This window comes from Sphingobacterium sp. JUb20 (genome assembly GCF_004342035.1).
Classification (GTDB): Bacteria; Bacteroidota; Bacteroidia; order Sphingobacteriales; family Sphingobacteriaceae; genus Sphingobacterium; species Sphingobacterium anhuiense.
In genome coordinates, this window is record NZ_SLYV01000016.1 from 52,656 (window position 1) to 77,356 (window position 24,701).

Genomic DNA, 24,701 nt, shown 5'->3' on the forward strand with positions numbered 1-24,701 from the left:
TATTCATTTTATGTAATTAAGTATTAAAAGCAAACGTTCTTGACCAATGGTTTTTAGGGCTTGATAAGCTTTTCGATGGCAATAGCGGTATTTTTTACCGCTATTGCAAAAGCACATTGAGGTGCGTGAAGGTGTGTTATTATTGTAAATGAATTTTAGTAGTTTGTATGCTTCGTTTACATTATTAGTATTTAACAGGTCGTAAATAGATTCTAAAATACCTTCTGAACCATGCGACCTTTCATTGAGAAAATATCCTTCTTTTTCACGGAAACTTTGATTGTGTAAGTAGGGTGTTACATGCTCTTTAATAAAACCTTTAAGTGTAATTCGTTTAGAGCAATGAATGAATTCCTCTACAGGCGTGCAAATGCAAAAATGTCCGTCCCCATATACGTGCCAGTCAATATTATGTGGAAGACGCTGAGCGGTTTCAAAAACATAAGGAAAGCTGGCGGGATATTCTGTGGTGCACTCTATCCTGATTGAGTATTTGTCGTATACGACGTTGTTTTCGTCGTATAGTGAAATATCTCCAACCAAATAGGGATGTGAATCTTCCCGAACACATAATTGTAGTTCGGGAAATTCACCTATTGCTTCATTAGCTTCAGCAGTAAAACTTATATATGCATTATTCATGTGCAAATGGATATGAAGTTATTGCTCCTGCAGCAGCTGCAGCAGCCCCATATGTTCTTTTTTCATCTTTATTATCGCCAAGAGGAAATCTATCACCTAAATGTTTGCGCCACAATTTGCTGGCTTCTTTTTGATTACTTTCATGAATAGCTGCATCTGCGTCCGTGATAAACTTATCTAAGGCTTCAAGAAACTTGTCTTTATTTGCATAGTTTTCCAGAAGGTCATCATTTGGTACTGCTGGCACTATACATTTAAAATCATTATTTAATGTTTTTTTAATCTCCTTTAAAATGTCTCGCATAGTGATATCGTCACGTTCATTCAAAACAATTTTTTCTTTAGCGTTACTAGCTAATATGGTCAAAGCCAAACCACTTGGCATTTTAAACGACTGTTTATCAGCCCAACCTTTAAGGTGTTTAATATTACGCACTAATCTACCTTCTTTATCTTTTTTAGAGATAAACCAGTTTACCATTGCTTTAGGGTCACTATCTTCAAAGCCGACTCCTTTCACTGCTATTTGGTATTCTTTCCCTTCCTCCTTGCAGTAAACAGGATGATCTATTTCGTAGTCGTCAACAAATATTGTACGAATGCATTTTTTACGGTTTTCAGCAGCAGTGCTTGTATAGCCCTCAACCGCTTGTTTAACCCATTGTTTTAATGCGGTGGCAGTGACATCTGGCGCACGTAAAAAGTAAATTCCATCGTCTAAATCACAAATATCTTCTGAAGTACGGATGCCGTTCTTCATTTTGTATGATCCTTGTATATAGAAATAAGGAATATACTTTGGCTGGTTTTCTCGAAACCATTTTCTAATTCTTTTTCTAAGCCCCTCTTTTGAATCCATCATTCTCTGGTTCTTTTTCGATCCAATGGATATCTCATCATGATAATCCTGAAATAAATTGTGACAATTTGCCATAGTGTTATTGTTTTAAAAAATTTAATATTTCCGTTAATCTGTTTTTTGCCAATTCCTCACCAATAGCCTTCATTCGGTCTATGTGTTTCTTCTTGGATGAATTGAGCTCTATATTATCTCCTTTCATATCATGCTGTATGCGGAGGTGTTGAAATGTATTTCCAATTTTGCCTAATGCACGTTGCAGGAAGTTTAAATATTGCTCCGTAATCTGCGCCTGTGTGTCAAGTACGATATCCACTAGCTTTGGATTAGGGAATAGCCAGTCAAATACATTCTTGGGCCTCCAAGAACGTTTAATAATTTGCTTTCCCTGTCCAGTTCCAAGTGAAAGGAGGACTATATCACCGATGGCAATATCTAGTTTGTCTGTAGCTTCAAAGACACCGATGAGTGAAGGGTTGTTTGCAAAAATGCCTCCATCAATCATATTTATATTTGTCCCTTCTCCATGCTCGTTTTTGAACGAGAAACTGTGAGGAGGGAAGTACACAGGGGCGGAAGCACTAGACATTGCCACATGATAGGCAGGGAGTTTGTAATCTCTCCTGTACTCAGGATGATGTTTTGTCTTTAATACGTTTATTGCCCCATCATTCCCGTTAAAAGCAGGTATGCAAACCTTAGCTTTAAGATCAAGCAATAGCGGATCTCGACCTCCGTTAGCATCTGCAAATACTTCTCTTAGCTTTTTTAAAAGCTTTTTATTGCTATATATAGCGTTAAAGAATGCCCTGCTTTTTCGAGGTAAGAAACGGAAAACAAATCTCGGGAAGATGATATTTGCATGGTCTTCGTAAAATTTTGCTAATTCCTTCGCCGGTATTCCCAAAGCGATTCCTATTGCTAGAATAGCCCCGGTAGATGTGCCGCATATTAAATCAAAGTGTTCATAAAGCTTTTTATCAGGCTCTTCCTTTTGAAGTTCTGCTTCTAGCTCTGCCAAGACTTTGGCTGGGATAAGTCCTCTTATCCCGCCTCCGTCTATAGAGAGTATTTTGAATTTTTTACTACTATCTCCTCTCATTCTGTTTAATTAAATGGTTTACCACATACTCCATTCCAATCAGGTCCTATTTGCGTAGATATACACCTGTCTAGCGTAATTCCTAATTGAGTAGCGATACTTTGTGCGTCGTCTTTAGCTGAGGTAGCTGTTTTTGTAGCATGGTAAAGCGTGGTATTCGGGAAATAAAGTGTTCCGCAATTATTATTTGGAATACTTTCTTTGTAACCCAATAGAAACATCTTTTCTTTGAATTCCGGATGTTTTGACGGAATATCGTAGGTGATTATTATTGCCATATTTTTAAAATTTTAATGTTTAAAAAGTGGAGTTATCTTATCGTCGATAACTCCAACTATCTATTTGGATTTTTTGACTGTTTCCTTTACAGTTGTTTTGGGATGTTTATCAGCATAGGTTTTAGTTACAAACTGACCTGTTCCTGCGTCCCGATGTACTGATGTTTTCTTTGCCATTTTTATATACCTCCTTTCTTTTTCATTACCATCTATATGGCTAATTGTGTACCATTACTTAAAAATGATTTTAAACCTTGTTTTTGTTAAATATTATATCAATATTTGATTTTAATAATCAAATATTGATATGAAAATACTTGTTTCATGGTTAGCTTTTAATAACGATTTTGAAAATGGTCTAGTAAAAAGAGATGGCCCAACTTTTAATTATCATAAATATTACTTCGGTGAAATAGATAAGCATATTATTTTGTCGGCAGCTGAAGAATTAGATAATAGGGCTGAATTGCTTGCTTCAGAATTACGTAAGGATTTTCAAAAAAGGGTAATAGAGGTGAAGTATATGGGCATTAAGGAGATTATCAATATTAATATGATTAAAAGTAAAGTGGAACCGTTTTTATTAGATGTTTCTGACTATGAAATTGATATTTTCATGTCTCCTGGTACTCCTTCTATGCAAATCGTCTGGTATCTGTGTCATATGACTTTGGGACTTAGAACTAATTTATTTCAACTCAAAGAGTTAAAATACAGTGACAAGAAATTAGGATATCCAGAGAGAGTGAATGTCACAGTTGAACAATCGTTGTCTGGATACTCTGCTTTGATTAAAGAACAGGGGGTAAAGACATCAGTAAATAGTGGGTACAAGATTACTGAATCTATTAGACCAGTTTATGATAGCGCTAATTTAATAGCTCAGACCGATAGAGTTACCACTTTGATATTTGGAGAGAGTGGAACAGGGAAGGAGCACTTAGCGAGTTATATTCATAACAATTCAATACGGAAGGATAAACCTTTTCTAGCTATAAATTGCTCAGCTTTTACAGATAGTTTGTTGGAGTCTCGATTGTTTGGATATACAAAAGGTGCGTTTACAGGTGCGGATAAAGATCATGTAGGTTATTTTGAAGCAGCAAAAGGTGGTACTGTTTTTTTGGATGAGATTGGGGATATTTCACCATATATGCAACAGCTTTTATTAAGAGTTATTCAAGAGAAAAAAATCCTTCGTATAGGTGAATCAAAAGAAAGAGATATAGATGTTCGTATTCTTGCGGCTACAAATAGGGATCTTTCATTGATGTGTTCGGAAGGTAAGTTTCGTTGGGATTTATATTATCGACTCGCCGTAACTGAATTAGTATTGCCTCCTTTGAAAGATCGTAAGAGATCTGAAGTTAAAGAACTATTGGACTTTTTTATTAGAACAAAGAAGAAGCATTTCAAAAGGACAAAGCAGTTGATTTTGGAAAAGGATACTGAGAGTGCTGTTTTAAATTATGTATTTCCTGGGAATGTGAGAGAATTAGAGAACTTAATCGAAAATTTGTACGTTTTCAATGAAGAGCATGTGTCCAGAGGTTCGCTTCCATTAAAGCTGCTTGATAATATCGAAGAATATGGTTTTGATTTAAAGTCTGTTGAAAAGCAACATATCCTCAAAATTATGAATATGACTAATAGTAATGCCGAGGCATGTAGGATGCTAGGTATTACTATTAATACGTTAAAGACAAAATTAATTGAATATAACTATCGTAGATAAAGATTAGTTTAACAATGGATTTCCTTTGTGGGGGTGAAACATGTCGGAGTGCTTATCATCGCCACTAGCGATATTATTGACTTTTGATAAATATGAATTGAGATCTGCAATGTCTTTGTCAAAAAAATATTTATTGTGTTTGCATAAAGAGAAATGTGCGTTTATATTTAAAACAGCATTAACTGTTTTGTTTTGAGTAATTTTCAGGTTCTCTTTCTCAAATGTGTCGTTGGCTCTTTTAGTCAATTCGGCAAATTTATTTGCACCAACAAGTCTCAACGCTTCTGATAAATGTGTAGTAAACTGTCCACTTGAATTGAAGTAAAACTGGTTGTAACCTCCATTATTAACTTCTGCTTCCAATACCCAAATCATATAAATTGCTTGTCTTGACTTGTTCCAGCCCATTATGGTTTCATATTCCTTTTCATAGTCTGTTGGTATTTTTTCGGATAAGTTGTCAAAAACTACTTGCAATAAGTTCTCATCCGAAGTCGTGTCAATAATCTGTTCTGTCAATTCTTTGTGAATAGGTCTATTTTTAAATGCTTCAACAGACTGGGTTAGTTGTTCTTCTATTTCTTTTGTAAGCCCACTCACATTTTTATTTGTCTGTCCTGTACAGCCAAATAAATTTAAGATTACCGTTATTAGTCCCATAATTATGATTCATCTTATCATTGGCGTTTTGTATTTTTTTTTAGGCTGACCACTAACATTTTGTAAAAGGAAACTAATATATAAACTCTTTCTGCAATCTAATTCTCAAAGCGTATTTCGTTGCATAGAACTTTTTATTAATAAATTATTTATTCGCTACTTGATATCTTTATTAGTATTCTCAAATTCGACAAATAAATCAGCTAATGAAATTTTTTCAAATTTACATAGTTTAAAAAGTGTAGATAATGGGACATCATATCCTAAACCTTCTGTGATTCTTGTAAGAGTAGAACTTCCAATATCGCTTTTTTCAGCATACATATTTCTTGAAACTTTTTTATTATCGATTTTGTAAGGATCACAAAATTTGTTTTTTAGAAAATTAACAAGATTTTTTTGATATTCTTCTAGTTCTTCTGATGTTTTCATTGTCAAAATTTTAAAAATTAAAATAACTGGTCGATTTGTCGACCAGTTGATTTTTTATTATTATATTTGTATAACTAATTGATATTAAGCTGACCTCTAGGAGGACAGTCAAAATAATTTACGAGACTCGATGCTTGACTAACGACCACTTTCGAGACAGTAAGAATTGCCCTTTCAAAGGAAAGTACTATCTTTGTGCTTCCCTTAAAGGGAGGGCATGCCTTACTGGAAAGCTATTGTGGTGGTCGTTATCAAGCACTTTGGTGAGTACAGTAAGGCATTGCTCTTTTTGTACTTCCAGAATGTCTTGTTCACATAACAAAAATTAATTATGATAGAACGACTATTAACCACCCAAAGAACCAACCACGACATAATCCAGGATTATTGTCTCCGGTTCGCACATTCCCATTTTATAAAGAACATATCCTGTCCGCCAGAATAGGGCGTTTAGTAAAACATAAGTGCAAATAGGGAAGGGGAAAGCTAGTCCTGAATCAAAAGGTGCGCAGATAGTAGAAAGCATGGTGTGATGACCATACCTCATACTAAAAAATGCGAGCTCTTGACAGGTTAATATCAGCTTCTTACCATCCTTAATGGCTTATGTTACCGACTTTCATTTTGATATACAATTGCTTGCATAGGCTAAATTGGATCGGATTTTAACGTTTTGCAACTTAAAATTACACTTTTCTAGTCATAAAGCAAATCATTGTCATCAAGTTTTATTAAATTACATCAATAATGGAAAGTCGGATCTTGTTCTTTAACCCAAATAATGCAATAATGAAGACCATTATATAACCAATTGATGACGACGTAAAATTGCATTTTCTTGATTTAATATTTTTTAACTGGTTTCCTTACGGCGCGAGCCATGTCCAAAAAGTAAGGTTTTAAGGGAGCCAATTTAAACCTTAAAAAAATGCAAAATACTTGCTACTGGGACAGGTATGTACATGTACCAATAAAAGGAGAAATATGTTCTAAGTAGTAACTTCTGTAATGCATTAATTATTCAAAAAACAATTAAGACAATGAACGCAGATTTTTTTAAATTAATACCATTTGACCAGGTCTTTAATGAGGTCCATGTTGAAGGATACAATCCAATATTAAATATTGAGAATTTTTGGAAGAAATATGATATAAACAGTAGTAGAGATCATATTGTAGCTATGTTTTTGGGAGATGTAGATGATCCCGAAGGTATAATGGAGCAACCTGATAAACGTTATCTAGAAGCGTATTCGCTAGACTTGTTTAGAGCACTGGTTGCGTATTATCTAGCACATAAATATAAGATGAGTATGGAAGATTTAGAAATACCATTGCTTCCTAGCAAAAAGCTAACGGAACAAGAAGTGAGGTTAAGACAATCTAACCATTCACTCTTTGGGAAAAAGGATTGACGTAGATGAAGACTGTTGCATCATAAATAATTGGAGAGAACTAACTTGATGCAAGTCTAAATTGAAATGCAATAATGAAGACCATTATATAACCAATTGAAGACGACGTAAAATTGCATTTTCTTGATTTAATATTTTTTTAACTGGTTTCCTTACGGCGCGAGCCATGTCCAAATAGTTCGGTTTTAAGGGAGCCAATTTAAACTTTAAAAAAATGCAAAATACTTGCTACTGGGATAGCTATGCGCTAACCCTAAGAGAGGAAATGTCTTCTTATCTGCGTGAAATTCGTGTTCCTGTTATTAAAAAACGAACTATGATCACTCTTTTACCCGAACGATTTTTTAAAAATGCGTCGTTACCAATTTCCGAAAGCTTCGCGCAATCGGCGATGAAGTATGTCATGAAAGAAAGACCGGAGCACCGTTATTACTCGCTCATGATCCGTCTGTTAGAGCCTTCCGATTCTTTCAGTATGGTTGTGCGCAATGACAATACCGATGTACTGCGGATCTCACTGATCAATATGACTGTCATTGAGATTTATCTCTTTGCTTTGGGACTACCTGCTAATTTTCCGATTAACCAAATACTGGTTTTGGGAGAGCATAAGGAACAGTTCATACCAAAAGAGAAAGGGGAGAGTATCTCCTCATATTGCTATGAACTAGCGGTGCCAGCACGGACAGAAAGGGAACAGTACCGACAACGGATATTGAACGATCTCAACAAGCACTTCGGAATAGAAGTGACCTTAGAAAGATTGACCATCGTAAAAGATAGTCGCAAAGTATTGAGCATAGCAGGAGAGTCTGTAGAGTTGATCTGGGAGGAACAGCTTATGATGATCATTAAAGCCAAAAGAACGGTTAAAGAAAACCAAGAGTTAATCTTAGAAAAGTATTAGTAAAGTTTCACTACCTGTGATCTCCGGATGCTGCCAAGGGAAAAAGGCTTCATGATTAAGCCTCCCTCGGCAGTAAAAGGAGCAGGGAAGCTTTATGTCTAAAAAATTAAAATAATGAACATAAACATACAATATATAGTCAAGTTCTGGGATTATCTTCGGAAACTATTTAAGCCTGAAAGGGAAGGTGTGCTATTGAGCAAAAAGGATACGGAATTACCCGAATGGGCTTTTGCTAAAAATGTGTTTAAAAATAATATTGCACATGCAACTAATTGTAGTTTAATCGCTCGTTTATACGATGCTGGTGAAGCTATGGTTATCCTTAGGGACCGCCTTGCACCTGAGTATGGACTGGCTCGGCAATCCATGGGTAGATCTTTGATAGCTGATCGGCAATATACCGAGCAAACAGTAATAAAAGAGCACAGAAAAGGCAAGCAAGGTGTAACGGAGTCTGCAAGGAGAAGCCTGCAAGAAGTAAAGAATAAGCCTAGAAACGGTAACGAATTGGCAATGAAATGCCAGACAAACGGCAATGAATCGGCAATAAACAAGCAAGGAAATACCAAAGAAATAGCAGAAGGTAAGCAAAGAAAAACTAGAAAAATGGAAAGGTTAATAAATTCTAATTTTTTCCTGACCAACTTAACACCAACTTCTAAGTTTCTGCGACTGGGCTTCGACTCTGCATCGGGATTTCATCGGCTACAGTGCATGAAAAGTCGAAGGATAGTCGAGCAAAAGTCAAGTGGAAGTAGAAAAAGAGGTGAAGAAAGGGTTGAGAAAGTTAGTAGCAATTTACTGGATGTGGCAAACAGTAAATTGAGGCATTGTCTGGGAGGTACCCGATATCTACCTGCTTTTAACCCGTTTCGGACCTTGTTTTACCTCCGGTCGTCGATGCACCGTATGTGCACCGTACCTCTCCCGTCCCTGCACCAGGAAAAGGACGGTGCAACTACGGTGCAAGTGTGGTGCAGTTACGGGGAAACTTGCTACAAGGGTAAAAGACGGTTAAAAGAAAGTCCGAACAAGATCCGAACCAATGGCTTTGCTTTTTTTATGATTTTCATGAAGAATGTACTTGCTAAAATCGGTCTTGCTGTACGGTCAGTGTACGGTTTATTCACCAATGCCCTACTGAAAAGGTACCAAAAAGGTACTGCGAATGTACCTGAGAGCTACCAAAGAGATACTGAAGATGGTAGCTTAGCAGTGCTGGGACTGGCTTGTGCTAGGCTAGTATGGAAATTTAGTTTTCCATGTATAGCCCAAGCGTCCGTAATGCGTATGCTAAGTACTGGTAAAGCATGGATAGTGCGTAAAACGGTACCGATTTACGCACTACTAACGCACTATCAACGCTTTATCTATGCTTCATCCATACTTAATCCCTACAAGGAAAGTGCTTTATCTAAAATAAGAGGATTTAAGCGATCTAATTTGTTTTGTCAGGCATCTGAGTGGTTTTGCATTAATAATTTGTCTAATCGCTTAAAATGCTTTTCAAATCAAGTGCAAGGGGGTGTTAGAGATGTTGTGAATGAGGGATTTGTAAAACGATCGCTAAAATCAACGTTCTCACCAGTGCTGCTTTTACTTCTGATGATGACTTTCGGATCGGTATCTGCACAAGCTCAGAATAAGCAAAATTATGTGCTGCAGGGAACGGTTATTTCTGCTGTAGATAAGAATCCATTACAAGCTGTATCCGTGCGTGTTGAAGCGGACAATGTGAAGACATCGACCAAGAAAGATGGCTCTTTTAGCATCTCTATATCCCAGCGTACGGGCAAAGTGAAGTTTACCTCTGTCGGCTACAAAACCCAAGAGCTGGAGTATACTTCTGGAACAGTGTTGCATGTGCAACTAAATCCTGTCGAAAATCAACTTGACGAAGTGGAAGTGGTGTCTACGGGATACCAGAAAATACCCAAAGAAAGGGCGACCGGAAGCTTTGAATTTGTGGATAATAAGTTATTCAATAGGAAGGTTTCGACAGATTTTGTGAGTAGGCTGGAGGATATAGTTCCGAGTATATCTACAAACAAAACTTATGCACCTAGCCGAGGTAAATTATTGGGGATCAATATTAGAGGAACGAGTACAATGGACTGGAATGTATGGCCATTAGTTGTAATTGATGGAGTACCCTATCAAAATAATTTTGATCCTCTAAATGGTAGCTTTAATAATATCAACCCGAATGATATCGAGAATATCACCGTATTAAAGGATGCTGCAGCTTCATCAATTTGGGGAGCACAATCTGGAAATGGGGTAATAGTGATTACGACAAAGCGAGGTAAATACAATCAGCCTTTTCAACTTTCAGTGAATAGTAATGTGACCATTGCGCAGAAACCCGATCTCTATTATTATCCTCAGATGAATACATCAGACTATATCGATTTGGAAAAAGAACTGTTTGACAAAGGCTATTGGAATAGTAGGATCAATCGGTACGATGTTAATTTAACACCCGTGATTCAATTGCTAAAAAAGCACAAAGAAGGTGATTTGAGCCAAATGGATTTGAACCAACAATTGGATGCTTTACGTGCTATCGATATGCGGGAAGATTTTCTGAAATACATTTATCGCGAGTCTGTTAATCAGCAATATAATGTGCAGTTGAGTGGGGGCTCGGAAAAGATGAATACTACTTTTTCTATTGGTTATGATAAAAATTTGGCCAATCTGGTGACTTCTTCCTATAATCGTTTGATCGTTAAGAATAATACCCAGCTTAGACCGATTAAAAATCTAACCTTGGATTTAGGTATTACCTATACCGAGTCTAAAAGAAAGGACGCCATGGCAAATATGGTCGGTTATAATAGTATGGGGCGAGGAGCTGGAAATTTCCCTTATATGCGTATGGCGGATGATAATGGAAAACCATTAATTGTAGATGCTATTGGTTATAATCCAATCTTCAGGGATACTGTAGCAGGAGGAAGGTTGTTAGACTGGAAATATCGACCGCTTGAAGAATTGGATGATACGCACTTACTCACTAATATCAGGGAAACGTTTTTAAATTTTAAAGCTAAGTATCAGATTTTACCTTCAATAAGTGCATCAGTTTTATATGCGTATCAAAGAGCATATCAACCTACTGATGAATGGCAAGGGTTGGGCTCAGTTCATTTGCGTGAAACAATTAACTATCGTGCATCGTGGAATAAGGATAAAGTGATCTGGAATTTACCTGTAGGTGATTACCTCAATACATCTCACAGAAACAATGATACGTATCAGATTCGCAATCAACTGGACTTTCATAAAAAATGGAACGAATTGCATGAAATAAGTGCTATAGGAGGTGCAGAGGTACGTCAAATTAGAACTACAGTGCAGAATGCTGTGTATTGGGGTTATGATCCAGAACTGTTGACACATCAGCCAGTCCAGAATGGTAAACTTATTCCTGCGTTAAATGGTATATCAGGTTCCTTGTATTTGAGAGATTTTGCAAATATGGCAGCTTCTACTAATCGCTATACTTCGTTCTTTGCAAATGCAAACTATACGTATAATGATCGCTATATAATAAGTGGAAGTGTCCGTAAAGATGCGTCCAATTTATTTGGTGTAAAATCAAACGGGCGTGGGCAACCTTTCTGGTCAATAGGTGGATCATGGTTGTTATCGAAAGAATCTTTTATCAATGATCAGCTATTTCCTTTATTGAAATTGCGTGCAACTTATGGTTATAATGGCAATGTTAATAACAGCACGGCTGCTTATCCGATTATTAGTATACAGACAAGTCCTGATTATATAACGGGTCAGCCTTACGCAAGTATGCAGTCGCCACCGAATCCTTCATTACGTTGGGAGCGGGTGGGAATGTTGAATCTGGGATTGGATTTTTCTTTTAAAAATCGGATATCGGGCTCATTGGAATATTATATTAAACGTCCAAAAGATCTGATAGCAAGTGCTAAGATTGATCCGACAACGGGCTATAGTTCGCTTAACGTGAATTCAGCAAATTTAGATGGTCGGGGTGTCGATATTTCATTGAATAGTGTGAATATTAAGAGTAACCATTTTAATTGGACTTCTAATTTAGTTTTCGCATATAATCGTACAAAAGTACTCAAATCTTATCTTACTAGTACTAGAGGGAAAGATTACATAACAGGTCCTTATGGTATGACAATGACTCCAATAGAAGGTATGCAGCTTTACAGCCTTTTGACTTATAAGTGGGCCGGTCTAAATCCTGAAACTGGAATGCCACGCGGTTTTGTAAATGGAGAAGTATCCGAAGATTATAGTACAATAGTCAATCGCGGAACTATTGAAGATCTGGAAAATCATGGTTCTCTACAGCCGGTGTATTTTGGTTCGTTCCGGAATAATTTTTCGTATAAAAATTTAGAACTATCCTTTAATATTTCTTACCAATTAGGTCATAAATTTTTAAGGAATTCTTTTAGTAACCGTTGGTTTATTGACAATGGAAGAGGGCATTCTGATTATGCTCTACGTTGGCAAAAACCTGGGGATGAACAACAGACAAATGTACCAGCGTTTATCTATCCAAATAATTTATATGCGAGTGAATTGTATTATTATTCCGCAGCATTAGTAGAACCTGCTGATCAAATCAAGTTACGTGATATCCAATTGAGTTACAATTTACATAGCTTAAATAGAGCAGGTTTTAAAAATGTTCGCCTTTATGCCTATATCCAAAATCCTGGTACGATTTGGCGTGCAAATAAATTAGGTCTAGATCCGGAATTTGGAGATGCGATTCCAGATCCGATGTCCGTTTCCTTAGGATTGAATTTTAACCTTTAATTGTAAGATGATGAGAAGAATAATAAATATGTTAATTATTGTGGCACTGCTTTCCTTGAGTTCTTGTTCTAAATTTTTAGATCTCAAACCCGACCAGAAAATGGCTGTTCCTAAGTCATTAGAGCATTGTGAATTACTGTTAAACGATTATTCAACTATGAATACTGGTTATCCTACATTGGGTGAGATTGCTAACGATAATTATTTTTTAAGAACATCAGATTGGTTTTCATTGTCAGAATTTGAAGAACAGCAGACTTACATCTGGTCAACTGATATGATTAATTTAAATTCGCAATGGCAAAATCCTTACAAGACAGTATATCTCAGTAATCAGATCTTGGATGTTGTCCGTAAACTGGATCCAAATCAGTATCCTCAAAAGTACAGTAACGTATTAGGTGCAGCTCATTTTTTTAGAGCTTTTGCCTTTCATCAAGTAGCTACCACTTTTACAATGCCATACCGGGAAAGTACTGCTGCTCAAGAAATGGGTATTCCACTGCGATTGAAACCTGAAATGGACTATAAATCGGTCCGTGCAACTTTAAAGGAAAGTTATGATCAGATCATTTCCGACTATAAAGCTGCCATAGCACATCTTCCTAAGTCGGAAGTATTGAAGGGTAGGCCTCATAAAGCTACTGCCTATGCGGGCTTAGCCCGTGTATACTTGGAAATACAGGATTACGCCAAAGCTTATTTATACGGAGATTCTTGTTTGCAATTGCAACATGAGCTGTTGAATTATAAAGAGCTTAATGCATCTGCCAGTTTTCCTATGGCACGTTTTAATAAAGAAGTACTTTTTCCTGCTACTGGTCTGTATACACCAATATTGTCTCAATATATTGCTCGTGTGGATTCAAATCTATATCTAGAATATGGCCTCCATGATTACAGAAAAAAACTGTTCTTTCAGCCTAATGATTCCGATCTGGGTACTTATGGGTTTAAGGGTTCTTATGATAATTCGGATGCACAGCCTTTTGTTGGCCTGACAACCTGCGAGGTCTATTTGATCCGGGCGGAATCAGCTGTCCGTACTGGTAAAGTCAACCAGGCTTTGTCTGATATTAATATGCTGTTGAAAAATCGGATCGATGCTAATCATTTCATCCCGATAACAGAGACTGATCCAGATAAATTGCTTCGTATTGTTCTTGAAGAGCGTCGAAAAGAGTTGATATTTCGCGGTCAGCGCTGGTCTGATCTGAAGCGTTTGAATCAAGATGATCGATTTAAAAAGACATTGGTACGTGTTATCGATGGAAAGGAATATCGCTTAGAACCTAATAGTTTAAAATATGCACACTTGATACCAGAGTTAGTGATTTCAGAATCTGGTATGTCCCAAAATAAAAGATAATCTAATGAATAAGAAACTGATAATAATAGCAATCATGATTTTTTTGTGCCCAATAGTCTGGGCACAAAAACAAATCGACCGTAGTCAAGAACTGAAAATAGGACAGGTCATGCCTAATATGCCAGTTCAGCCCGTTCTTAATTATAAAAAGAGTAATATCGATATTAATTCGTTTCGGGATAAAGTGGTGATCCTGGATTTTTTTGATACTTTTTGCACCAATTGTATTTCGGCTATGCCGAAATTACAGAAGCTCCAAAACGAATTGGGAGATAAGCTGCAAGTGATTTTGGTGACTTGGCAGGATCAAAAGACAATTGAGAAATTCTTTCAAACGAATAGTTTCTTGAAGGAAAATAAAGTCAGTTTACCAACGATATATTCGGCGGATCTTTTACGTAATTATTTCCCGCATAAAGGTGTGCCACATACGGCATGGCTTTACCACAATAAGGTGCAGGCTGTAACTCACTCTGATTTTGTGAAAAATGAAAATGTTGAGAAGCTTTATAAAAATGGTTTCATTAAGTTGCCTTTGAAGTCTGACTTTAATGATGGATTACAAGATGCAAATTTGTTGATTCAAGATGAAATAATCGGATCTGTAGATATTTCTAAATATAAAGATGGGGTTGAAACAATAGGTATTCAAATAAAATACGATTCTATTTCGAATCTTCAAAAAACGAACTTTTACAATATGGATATACTAGGTGCTTACACTGGCGCTTTGAGTAAAATCAAAAAACCTAGCTTTATATTGAAGGATGAGCGTATTTTTTGGAATGTTCAAGATTCCAGCAGGTTTAAATATTTCAAAGGTGCGGAGGGAGTCAATGAATGGTTGGTGAAAAATGGAATTTGCTATGAACGCTCTGATAAAATTAAAAGATCGGAAGCGGCGCAGGCTCAGATCATACTTGATGACCTCAATGCATTCTTTGGTTTGAAAGTATACTGGACTAAGAAAGAATTACCTTGTCTAGTTATTAAGAAGCTAAAAGGAGAGAAAAAAGCTGTTTCACCATTGAAAAGTGATGGAGGTGTAGAAGGTACTGGTGTACTCGCTTTTATGATTGATTATCAGGGTAATTATCCTCCTGTGGTGGATGAAGTAGATGGAAAGATGAATATTCAGATTGATGATTACTCGAGTTTAGAGAAATTGAATCAACAATTGAAAGCTTATGATCTAGTAATTATAGCGGAAAAGCGACCCTTAGAGGTGTTGCTTTTTGAAGAGATCATATAAAACAGTTACGGGGTAGCCAATGGTTACCCCGTTCTAAATCTTTATATTTCGCTTCGGAACCCAGTTCCTAGGCATTTGCTAGCGTGCTAATCCTAAGCATTCTTTAACTCTACATTAGTTGATGCCGTCCTGTTATGTAGGGCTTCGATCATTTCATCTTTCAATGCTGCAGAAAGCACAGGAGTATTACCTGGACCTGTAGTTGCTTGCACTGCACAGATTTGATTTGTACCGCTACAACCCGTTGGAGGGTTAGTCAATAATGTATAGTCTGAAGGCTGTATAGGATTACCGCTTGGTTGTAATGAGAACCATGCCATAATATGCTACAATCTTATACTTTATCATATTTTGTGATTTATATTGGCCCCGGCTCACCCGTAAGTGTGCCTACAGTAATTATGGCGTCGGGACATTGTTTCATTCGGCCACACTGTTTTGTTTTCTTCTTACCCTGCCCAATGGGGAAGGTCGTAAATCTGCGTCCATGTGCATCTCTGACCGGACCGGCGCAACAACAGCTTCCTTTCAAAGAATGGTGGCGGTTCCCAATTCGGTCAACCATTCTGCAGCATATCGCTGTGGTTGCATAGCTTACACCTGCTAACCGTTTTCTGTGCGGTGGTTTTCCAAATTGTCCTTTTCTATTTGCCTGCTCTTGCATGATCGTTTATTTTAGTTTTTTCTTATTTACATTTTAAATGCGCCAGCTCTTTTGGAGCCGATTAGTTATACTTGTTTGCATTCCCTGTATTGTATTAATATCATATCTCAAAGGTATAGCTAACATTATATCGTGTGTTAGGTAGAATTCATTTCTTGACTATGCAGAATTCATCATTTGATAAAAGGAAACTTTTTAGTTAATTGTAGTCCCTTGTATTAACTGAATCATTTTCTAGCTTTAATGAACCTTTTGAATTTAATTCCTTCAGTTATTGCAGTTCAATTTCATGTCGCTAAATTATTGCAACTATTTATTAATCAGTTATTTGTATTTGTTTATTTAATAATTGTGTTGTATCTTTATATTACCATTTATAAATTTCATTTCGTGTATATATAACTATCCCAACTATGGGAAATATACCGCCTGTATTTTCATTTAATTTTTAATTAATTGATTATCAGCGGTATAATTTCACTTTTTTTCATTGGGATAGTAGAGGAATGGACATAAAACCTAAGATATGGTAAATGAAGCATTTAGAATATTAATTGATGATCCGGATCTGGGACTCCGGCTTATCATGGAGCTGCATGGCCCTGAGCTGGTGAAGCAGATAAGCCGTTGCATCCAGAATGATGATGAATTGGTAAAAGATGTTTATCAACTTACCCTGATCGCGATATGGACGGATCATAAAAAAATAGGGAAATTGGAAGACCCTTTTGCATGGATAATGGTCATTGCCCGAAATACAGCACTTAGTACGCTTCGGTCCGAAAGAATACGACTAAAAGAACCGATTGAAGATCATGAAAACCTACGCAGTTCTGAACAGGCCGATACGGCTCTGGTCTATAAAGAGACGCTCGATGAACTGCTGCAGCACGCAAAACAGCTTACACCACGGGAAGAAGAGATTTTTATAGCCTCTAAAGTGGACGGAATGGATAATAAGGAGCTGGAAAAAGTCCATAACCTCAAGGCTCAACGAATCAGGAACTTGCTGAGTTCTGCAAAAAAGAAGATCCGGAAGTTGCTAAAACGGTGAGCGCAACAGTTAATTGAGTTATTCATGCATTAGAACTATACACAATGGGACACACAGATATAAATATAAAAGAGTTAATCAAAAAGCAGTTATTGGAACAGTTAACTGTGGAGGAAGAGAAGTTGTTGGAGCGTGAGAAGATAAGGTATACTGAAGATGAATATGAGCTTATGGTTATAGAGGTGTTGCGGGAACTGGGCGGACAATTGCCCAAAGGTATTCTGCAGGATTGGCAACCGGATGTTGATGCGATCATCGAAAAAGCGAAAGCCTTAAAAGCCGAAAAGGAAAAAGTGGTTAAAGTACAAAAGGAAGAAAAAATTTACTTGGCTGTTGCCGTTGCAGCCCTCTTATTTTTTGGACTCGCTACGCTAATATATTTTGCCTTAAGGCAGGAGGTTACGTATGTCCTTCCTGCTGGAAACAACAGTCTGCACTTTGCTAATGATGGAGATATTCCTTCTGAGGAGTCCTCCTGTATGCTTCTTGTCGGTAAGTCGACCTGGATTAAAGTTTACCCCGATCATGTCGGCAGAATCAAGCAGATAGGGGATTTATTGATCAGCAGGACAAAAGAGGGTGTGTTGAAAATTGAAAGAAGGGCAGGGAATCATGAAGCGCCAACGATCGCAAATCTAGAGATCCACACGGAGGCGAGACAACAATGTGTCCTGGAGACTGAAGATGGTACACGTATCAGGATGAATGCACAGACCTGGGTGCGCTACCCGATACAGAAAAGGGACACATCTTATATTGATTTGATAGGTGAGGCTTATGTAGTGACCAGTGAGAAAACATTTATTGTCGGTACTGTGAAGGGTAAAGTGACGGCAACGGCGAGTGATTTTGTGATTAAAGCGGTAAAAGAATCGACCAAAATCGTACTCAATAATGGGAAGTTGGATCTATACGCGTACAGCCTTAAGAAAAGTAAGACGATGTATTGTCCCGGTGATCTTGGGGTACTGGTGGCAACAAAATCTGCTAAATCCAATGTGCCTAAAGATACGCTATTCCGTATGGAGAATATGGATTTTGAGATCGCTAAAATGTGGACCCGTAAAGTGCGCATTTATAAAAATATACCATTGCGTGCTTTCGTTGAAGAAATGAGCCGTTGGGAAGGATTTACAATCAAGCGGTGGGATTGTGTGCCCAAGAATAAATTAGTCACAGCATCTGTACATTATCGAAGCGATAAGCAAGAGGTATACAGTACTATACGCGATGCTGGTGTGCTTTTATACGAAGAAAGAGGAATGCTCAGTTTCTGCCCAGAAGATAAAAAGAATAAGATCGCAATGACTGAAAGGAGGAAATATCATGAGTAGTTATAAAAAGTTTGTGGACAGTGTGTTTTACAGTATCGAGATCAACGAAGTGATCGAGAGGCGCAAATGCCGAGCAACTGGGAAAGTAAGATTCAACGGTGTGGCAGAAGCGACCTTCTTTATTCATTGGCTTAAATGGCGGATTCGGAAATGGCTAGAAAAACCTGTGCGGCGGAAGCACCGAAATAAAGGTTTCGGTGCGAAAACTGCAACTCCGCGATATGTATACCACTGTGAATTTTGTGAGGGATATCACATCACGAAGGAGCATCCATATGATTACCAACTGAAAAAAGAAAAGTATCATCGGAAATATTTCGGATAGTTATGTTTAACGTCTTTAGGAACGAATAGTATGTGTTATTATAATTGACCATTAACTTTTTCTAAAAATATGTTAATTTTAAAGTTGGTAAGGGAACAAGGGGATTTGATTAAAATTAATTTTTTAAGCTCATTGAATTTGGTTATATTATAGATTTTGAAAGCTGATTATATAAACTAAAAGAGGAAAAGAAACAAATGCCTAATTCAGTAACTTTCCATCATGATGGAAAGATCGTGAAACAATTGGAAGGGATCACAGAATGCCCTGCTTTTTGCAACTATTCGATTAATGGATTACCTTGGGATGTCGCAACCCATAGCGATTACGTTTTCAGTATGCAACAAATGTTTTTTCTGGGGAATAATTTGCGGCTTATAGAATTTGAATCCAAAAGGAATAGTTTCATACATTTTTCTGTAGAAGCACCGACAGTTTTTGTCGTTATCATGATAGCAGGATTTGTTAAATTTCAGCGGAATGATACATTAGTGTCGTATGCTACGGGTGGAGTCTTTTATATGTGCTATAATCCAACTACCGATTTTATTCTTGAATCAAATCCAGGAAAGCATGCTATGATGGTAATATCTTTAAATCGTGACTGGTTCATAACTACTGAACGTGCATATCCACAACTTAGAGAACTAGTTGCTGGTGTGCGAGAAAATATCCAAAACGAGGTGATTCTTCCTATGTGTCGGCTTACTCAACCAATAACGGAAATATGGAAATCTATGAGGGTAATAAGTGTCGAGCCATTTAGACATCGTTCGAATCTTACGCAAAGACTAGTTGAGCTTTTAACATTTTATGACCAAGAATTAGAGAGGGAGAATTTTCTCAAAGGTCAACTTTCGGTTGATATTGCCAATCTAATGTTTGAGTATATTCAAAAACACTATTCTGATTCTGATCTTAGTATTGATAATGTTGCTATGTATCTTAAAGTCTCCAAATGGAAGGTTCGGGAGTATTCAGGCCTGTTATTCGGAAAGTCAATTCATAAATATATAAGACAGTTAAGGATGACAGAAGTAGTCCGTTTGCTAAAAACCACTAATCTTTCTATTGGAGATATAGCACTTCGCGTAGGGTATATCAACCTGCCTAATTTTTATGAAATGTTTCATAAATATTTTGGAATGTCACCAAATTCGTATAGAAAAATTGATGCGGAATAATCTACAGGTAGTATGCTATCTGTGTTATTTAGAGAAATTTGATACATCCAATTCACAAAAACCATTACTTCTCTGCAAGATATTCCATTTAACTTTGTTTAAGTATAGACCTAGGATCTTAAGCTAAACAATAAAATTCATAAAAAAATTAAATGAAGACTATCATGAGTAAAAATGAAATTAAAACAGATGATGTAAGTACTGCGATCTATCATTTACTAAATTTAAAGAATGATTCATATTCCCTTGATTTAACCTTAGAAAAGGCTTTAGAGATGGGGATTTCAAAAAAGGATTTTGATTATGTTACGGAAGAAATAAGGAAAACCAATGAACGAATTAAAGTAATAAAAAACGAAGAAAATCATGAGCTGGTTTTAATCGATCCTCAAAGTGTTAGTGAAGAAGTTTTAAAACAAACTATGCCGAGTGGGCAGCTTTCCAGTAATGGACAAGAGCAGGTTGGAGATGCATTTTTTGCGCCTTACGCCGCTACTAATGTTAATTTTCAATGTAAGGGAGGAGGTGCGCTTACACCAGTATATACCTGTAGAACTAAAGCCTTAGGAGGATGGAAGTCAAAGTCAGCAGTTGGTAATCCAATTTCATGGACTTCAATAGATGTAGGTCTTGATGCTTCAAATATCTCAGTTAGTATTACCTTTCAAACTACTGATTCTAATGGAGGTAAAGCAAATTGGAAGGCAACTACATAAAAAAAACGTTATCTTAGAAGGATGAAAAAGCTTGTTTTTATTCCATTTATAATTTTAATATTATTCTCATGTCAGAATAGTAATAAAACAGTAGAAAATAAAAAAGTAACGGAAATTAAGAAGGATGAGCCTTATTTTAAACCAGGTTATCATTATGTACAACAGATACCGGATAGTTTACGAACGCCGGAACAGCAAGCATTATTAAAAAAGCTTGCGACTGTTACTTATGAAAATCTTGCCGTAAAAGATAATAAGATGGTGTTTAACTTAAGTGAAAAAGAGTTTGTAGCTAAAGGAATTCCTGTTGAATATTATGAATTAATCCAAAAAGATCTGGTCAATAATAATAAATTTATCAAAGAAAGTAATATTACTAATATGGATTCTATCTTAAAAGAATCTAATAAGCAGATCAGAGATTCACTAGGGTTATAGCAGTTTAATAAACTACTCGTATCGTTGTCAAATCAAAAAAAAGCCGTTTGCAATTATGTAAACGGCTTTTTTAAAAAATAAGTAGTTGATTAAATAAATCCTTCTTTTGTGTCAATAATTTATGAAGTGAATGTTCATTATACTCTTCAAATATTCCTACGGAGTATATAACATAAAGCTATCCTTTAAATCACATACAGTAAACCAGATTGGTCTTAAGAAGACGCTAAGTTGTACAACAAGTAGTCTGGAGGGTGGTGTATACCATATCAAACTGTACGAATGAACACAAATACCTTACGAATTGTAAACGATGCCCCTCAAATATTAATTGGTTATAGAATGCTACCGATAAAACTTGTAATTTACGGGAGTTCTTCATTTTGCTAAATGAATATAATCATGATGAGAAAATATCTTTGTATAATGCTTCTTTTTATCGCTGCAGTGGATGCTCTGCATGCGCAAACGGTGACCAGTAAGTTGCTTCCAATCAAATTAAAGGCAAGTTTTGAACGTGTAAAAGATGCTATCCCAGATATGGATGGCTGGTATATTGATCAGGATATGGAGGTTAAAGCCCTGGCGCATACAGATACTACGGCGACCTTTGAAATCCAGGAGAAGGGTTTAAGTACTGAAATTCTTGTTGACAACGAAAAAGAGTATAATAAGCTGGTCGCAGCAGCAGCGAAAGACGTTTCTAAACCAAGTATTTATATGCTCTATAATTACAAGTTAAAAGGCAAAAAAACGCAATTTGTGCCGATAAAAAAAAGCTTTTTATTCTTTGAATACGGGTTTATCTGGACACTGACCGTAAAAAAAATAGCAGAAAACGAAACTGAGCTTTCATTTGCATATAAATCGCTGGCCCCCACATTTGCCAATAAAATTGAAAGCGAATTTAAAAGCGATACCTATTATAGCAACAAAATTCTAAAAATTTCGGTCGATGATAAGCGCATGCGTGAACGGATCAACGATATTTTGATCAATAAAATGCATGTCGACAGGGATTATCCTGCGCCATCATATCCAATGCGTAATTAGGTTTTATACTTTGTGCCAAGCTATAATCAATGAAATGTGATCCTGTTCAAATATTTCTACGGAGTATAGACCATATAGCCATCTTTTAAATCAACTCCAGTAAACCAGATTGGTCTTAGGAAATCCTCTTTTGTAATAGGAGTAGTCATATAATGACGAATGATTTCAAAGGGGTCTCCGTCCTGAAGGTCTACTTGTTTTGTATCCGAAATTTGGAAATGAATGGTTGAATTTGCCAAGATTGCCTCGTCCTGCTCGGTTACTGCTCTTTTATAATATTTTTTTTCTATCAATGTTTTTATCGTTTCATAGTCCGCATCAGACTCAATAAAAATTGATGCAGCCCTACCAAAGGAGATTCCATCAACATACATATAGTCCTGTGGGTCACGACCTTTCATAGCAACATGTGCTCTTGCTTTGGCATAATCAGGCATACAATCTAAACTATAGATAAGATTGGTGAATTTTGCAGCATAAATCGGTTTGGAATTTTTAGCTTTTGGGTTGACGGCAAGCATTATTTCTGGATTTATCTTTTGACCAAAAAATGCCCCTAATTTGTCATAAGATGTTACTTTTCGGGTATGGGGTGACGATTCGCTTACTATTACTGGTAATACATCCTCATCAAAATCTTTCATTATAAAGTTGATCATCGCAGATTTGCTCGGAACTATGAGCGTGACATCTGTTGTTTGTAAATAGTCTACAGGCGGGAGGTTTGCAGCTTCGACAAATTCATAATTATCGGCATTGAGCGAACTGATCTTCATTATTGCACCCAGGTATAGTTTCTCAATATTTTTATTGGTGAAAATCCTGTCTCTGTCATCCTCGACTTCTTGTGCTATGACGTTTAAACAAAATAGGTGCAATAATATGATGAGTATTTTTACTTTCATGACTTTATATTTTCGGGTACATAAATAACCTTGATCTTTAACCAGATCGTTTTCATAGCGGCTCTACTTTTATCACTCAATATTTCATTTATCGACGATGGGTTGTAAAGCTGACCCGAGCGGAGGGCATTGGAATTCTCGCTTTTTAATTGGCTGTTATAGAGTGCAATATTCAATGAGATTTCATTTTTATCGTTCTTGGTAGCAAAATGTTTCCAATCCTTGTCTTGATCCTGATAAATAAACAACTCTTCTATTTCCCATTTTATTTTATACGACTCCTTATAGCCACCAGCTTTAGTAATGAACAGTGAATCCTTTTTGAGGGTCATAGCCTGAGGTCTGAAATATTTTGGACGGTTCTTGAAGTTCTTATCTTGATCAGTCGATCCAAATGAAGATATTAACGCATTATTTTGATATAGGCCAAATTCCAATTGGCTCTCCGTGCTGTAAACATATGTCTGATCCTTGATCGGGTCTGGACCTTTCTCAGGTTCTGGCTCAGGTATTACTTTTGGTTCTTCGGGAGTTGTTTTTGTACAGGATTGGAATACGATGGCTCCTAGAAAAAGTATAAGGATATATCGAATATTGATAGCGGGTATCTTCATTTCATTAAACTTATAAAGTTAAAAGCTCTATTTTTGCTTATATCATATTTGGTTTTCTTTATAAATGTAGTGATTGTAAAATAGATTAACAAAATTAAATTCTCTTTGTGGTGAATGTTTTTTGGCGTAAAATATATTTTTTGATAAAATATTCAAAAATTTTCAACTACTCTTTTTGGACGGGACAATTTAACTGCTGGACCGTCTTTACTAATCTAAAATTATTATAAAATGAAGAAAATTTTATTAACATTTGTGGCTCTGATGGGTCTAACCGTAGCTTCACAAGCACAAGAATTTGGTTACAAAAAAACTGATTTTATCATTGAAGGATTTTTTCAGTCTTCTAACAAAAATGACAAAGGAGCTGACGAAAAAACATCTCTTTTTAATTTCAGTCCAAAATTTGGCTATTTTGTAACGGACAAGATTGCTGTTGGTATGCAGTTGGGGATTGGTAACGAGAAAATCACTAAAATGGCAAATGATGTAGAGATGGTCGATAAGACAAATTCTTTTGGAATCGGTGCCTTTGGTCGTTATTACTTCCTTGAAGTTGGTTCACGTTTTAAAACTTATGCTGAACTAGGTGCTGGTTATAATCAAATAGGAGGTGAAATGAATGATGGTACTAATACAGTTGATGATATCAAAACTAAAGGTTTTGGAATCAATGCAGGTATAGGTGCCAACTACTTTTTGACAGAAAGAATTGCAGTTAGCTTCGCTTTTGCGGATGTTTTGTCATTCAATTCATATAAATTGGATGTAGACGGTGCCAAATCTAATACAGAATTTAATTCAAACATAAATGTGTTTGACAACTTTTTTAGTACTGCTAAATTTGGTTTGACTTTCAAGTTATAGACCAATTAATATGGGACGAAAGCGCAAAGGAATTTTCCTTTGCGCTTTTTTGTTTAGGATATATACCAGATCCAG

At 36.4% G+C, this 24,701-nt stretch carries 24 protein-coding genes; 14 read left to right on the top strand and 10 right to left on the bottom strand.

The window, feature by feature from the left end:
• Positions 1 to 3: 3 nt before the first annotated feature.
• From EDF66_RS22480 to EDF66_RS22495, 4 genes are read right to left on the bottom strand one after another with little or no spacing between them, the layout of a single operon-like run.
• Positions 4 to 642, bottom strand: coding sequence for an SEC-C metal-binding domain-containing protein (locus EDF66_RS22480; RefSeq protein ID WP_132845242.1), 639 nt, complete (start codon positions 640 to 642; stop codon positions 4 to 6).
• On the bottom strand, positions 635 to 1,576 hold the full coding sequence (locus EDF66_RS22485) for a cyclic GMP-AMP synthase DncV-like nucleotidyltransferase (protein WP_132845243.1): 942 nt from the start codon (positions 1,574 to 1,576) through the stop codon (positions 635 to 637). The genes EDF66_RS22480 and EDF66_RS22485 overlap by 8 nt, the downstream gene beginning before the upstream one ends.
• 4 nt (positions 1,577 to 1,580) lie before the next feature.
• Positions 1,581 to 2,603: a CBASS cGAMP-activated phospholipase gene (locus EDF66_RS22490; RefSeq protein ID WP_132845244.1), complete on the bottom strand. Its 1,023-nt coding sequence runs from the start codon at positions 2,601 to 2,603 to the stop codon at positions 1,581 to 1,583.
• 5 nt (positions 2,604 to 2,608) lie between these two features.
• Complete coding sequence (locus tag EDF66_RS22495; RefSeq protein ID WP_132845246.1) at positions 2,609 to 2,881, bottom strand: hypothetical protein; 273 nt, start codon at positions 2,879 to 2,881, stop codon at positions 2,609 to 2,611.
• 307 nt (positions 2,882 to 3,188) lie between these two features.
• Between EDF66_RS22495 and EDF66_RS22500 the strand changes: the two genes are divergently transcribed.
• On the top strand, positions 3,189 to 4,616 hold the full coding sequence (locus tag EDF66_RS22500; protein ID WP_132845247.1) for a sigma 54-interacting transcriptional regulator: 1,428 nt from the start codon (positions 3,189 to 3,191) through the stop codon (positions 4,614 to 4,616).
• A 3-nt stretch (positions 4,617 to 4,619) separates the two neighbouring features.
• Here EDF66_RS22500 and EDF66_RS22505 read toward each other — a convergent pair whose 3' ends face one another.
• Both EDF66_RS22505 and EDF66_RS22510 read right to left on the bottom strand, forming a co-directional pair.
• Positions 4,620 to 5,276 carry a DUF4375 domain-containing protein gene (locus tag EDF66_RS22505; protein ID WP_132845249.1) on the bottom strand — a complete coding sequence of 219 codons (657 nt, stop codon included), beginning with the start codon at positions 5,274 to 5,276 and terminating at the stop codon, positions 4,620 to 4,622.
• Between the two features lie 156 nt (positions 5,277 to 5,432).
• On the bottom strand, positions 5,433 to 5,708 hold the full coding sequence (locus tag EDF66_RS22510; RefSeq protein WP_132845251.1) for a hypothetical protein: 276 nt from the start codon (positions 5,706 to 5,708) through the stop codon (positions 5,433 to 5,435).
• Positions 5,709 to 6,748: 1,040 nt separating this feature from the next.
• Here EDF66_RS22510 and EDF66_RS22515 point away from each other — a divergent pair.
• The 5 genes from EDF66_RS22515 (at position 6,749) to EDF66_RS22535 (ending at position 15,472) form a co-directional block, all read left to right on the top strand.
• Positions 6,749 to 7,123, top strand: coding sequence for a hypothetical protein (locus EDF66_RS22515; RefSeq protein WP_132845253.1), 375 nt, complete (start codon positions 6,749 to 6,751; stop codon positions 7,121 to 7,123).
• Between the two features lie 214 nt (positions 7,124 to 7,337).
• Complete coding sequence (locus tag EDF66_RS22520) at positions 7,338 to 8,030, top strand: hypothetical protein (protein ID WP_132845254.1); 693 nt, start codon at positions 7,338 to 7,340, stop codon at positions 8,028 to 8,030.
• Between the two features lie 114 nt (positions 8,031 to 8,144).
• The gene (locus EDF66_RS22525) at positions 8,145 to 12,851 is read left to right on the top strand and encodes a SusC/RagA family TonB-linked outer membrane protein (RefSeq protein WP_132845256.1); all 4,707 of its coding nucleotides are present in this window, start codon (positions 8,145 to 8,147) and stop codon (positions 12,849 to 12,851) included.
• 7 nt (positions 12,852 to 12,858) lie between these two features.
• Complete coding sequence (locus tag EDF66_RS22530; RefSeq protein ID WP_132845258.1) at positions 12,859 to 14,220, top strand: RagB/SusD family nutrient uptake outer membrane protein; 1,362 nt, start codon at positions 12,859 to 12,861, stop codon at positions 14,218 to 14,220.
• 4 nt (positions 14,221 to 14,224) lie between these two features.
• Positions 14,225 to 15,472, top strand: coding sequence for a TlpA family protein disulfide reductase (locus EDF66_RS22535; RefSeq protein ID WP_132845260.1), 1,248 nt, complete (start codon positions 14,225 to 14,227; stop codon positions 15,470 to 15,472).
• Between the two features lie 92 nt (positions 15,473 to 15,564).
• Here EDF66_RS22535 and EDF66_RS22540 read toward each other — a convergent pair whose 3' ends face one another.
• Both EDF66_RS22540 and EDF66_RS22545 read right to left on the bottom strand, forming a co-directional pair.
• A complete protein-coding gene (locus tag EDF66_RS22540) occupies positions 15,565 to 15,792 on the bottom strand; it encodes a hypothetical protein (RefSeq protein WP_132845261.1) in 228 nt (75 codons plus the stop codon).
• A gap of 38 nt (positions 15,793 to 15,830) precedes the next feature.
• The gene (locus EDF66_RS22545; RefSeq protein ID WP_132845263.1) at positions 15,831 to 16,136 is read right to left on the bottom strand and encodes a hypothetical protein; all 306 of its coding nucleotides are present in this window, start codon (positions 16,134 to 16,136) and stop codon (positions 15,831 to 15,833) included.
• Between the two features lie 586 nt (positions 16,137 to 16,722).
• Here EDF66_RS22545 and EDF66_RS22550 point away from each other — a divergent pair.
• From EDF66_RS22550 to EDF66_RS22580, 7 genes are all read left to right on the top strand, one after another.
• Positions 16,723 to 17,190 carry a sigma-70 family RNA polymerase sigma factor gene (locus tag EDF66_RS22550; protein ID WP_259194805.1) on the top strand — a complete coding sequence of 156 codons (468 nt, stop codon included), beginning with the start codon at positions 16,723 to 16,725 and terminating at the stop codon, positions 17,188 to 17,190.
• A gap of 44 nt (positions 17,191 to 17,234) precedes the next feature.
• Positions 17,235 to 18,524 carry a FecR domain-containing protein gene (locus EDF66_RS22555; RefSeq protein WP_132845267.1) on the top strand — a complete coding sequence of 430 codons (1,290 nt, stop codon included), beginning with the start codon at positions 17,235 to 17,237 and terminating at the stop codon, positions 18,522 to 18,524.
• Between the two features lie 13 nt (positions 18,525 to 18,537).
• Positions 18,538 to 18,849 (top strand): hypothetical protein, encoded by a 312-nt coding sequence (locus tag EDF66_RS22560; protein WP_207898746.1) that lies wholly within the window; start codon positions 18,538 to 18,540, stop codon positions 18,847 to 18,849.
• A 197-nt stretch (positions 18,850 to 19,046) separates the two neighbouring features.
• Entirely contained in the window at positions 19,047 to 20,033 is a 987-nt protein-coding gene (locus tag EDF66_RS22565; protein WP_132845270.1) for an AraC family transcriptional regulator, read from the top strand.
• Between the two features lie 152 nt (positions 20,034 to 20,185).
• Entirely contained in the window at positions 20,186 to 20,749 is a 564-nt protein-coding gene (locus tag EDF66_RS22570; RefSeq protein ID WP_132845272.1) for a hypothetical protein, read from the top strand.
• A 21-nt stretch (positions 20,750 to 20,770) separates the two neighbouring features.
• Entirely contained in the window at positions 20,771 to 21,187 is a 417-nt protein-coding gene (locus tag EDF66_RS22575) for a hypothetical protein (protein ID WP_132845274.1), read from the top strand.
• 402 nt (positions 21,188 to 21,589) lie between these two features.
• Positions 21,590 to 22,240, top strand: a complete 651-nt coding sequence (locus tag EDF66_RS22580; RefSeq protein ID WP_132845276.1) for a transcriptional regulator — start codon at positions 21,590 to 21,592, stop codon at positions 22,238 to 22,240.
• Positions 22,241 to 22,296: 56 nt separating this feature from the next.
• Here the strand turns inward: EDF66_RS22580 and EDF66_RS22585 are convergent, their stop codons facing one another.
• Together EDF66_RS22585 and EDF66_RS22590 are read right to left on the bottom strand one after the other, a co-directional pair.
• Complete coding sequence (locus tag EDF66_RS22585) at positions 22,297 to 23,145, bottom strand: hypothetical protein (RefSeq protein ID WP_132845278.1); 849 nt, start codon at positions 23,143 to 23,145, stop codon at positions 22,297 to 22,299.
• On the bottom strand, positions 23,142 to 23,759 hold the full coding sequence (locus EDF66_RS22590) for a hypothetical protein (RefSeq protein ID WP_132845280.1): 618 nt from the start codon (positions 23,757 to 23,759) through the stop codon (positions 23,142 to 23,144). The genes EDF66_RS22585 and EDF66_RS22590 overlap by 4 nt, the downstream gene beginning before the upstream one ends.
• A gap of 231 nt (positions 23,760 to 23,990) precedes the next feature.
• Between EDF66_RS22590 and EDF66_RS22595 the strand changes: the two genes are divergently transcribed.
• Positions 23,991 to 24,626 (top strand): OmpW family outer membrane protein, encoded by a 636-nt coding sequence (locus EDF66_RS22595; RefSeq protein ID WP_132845282.1) that lies wholly within the window; start codon positions 23,991 to 23,993, stop codon positions 24,624 to 24,626.
• Positions 24,627 to 24,701: the final 75 nt, after the last annotated feature.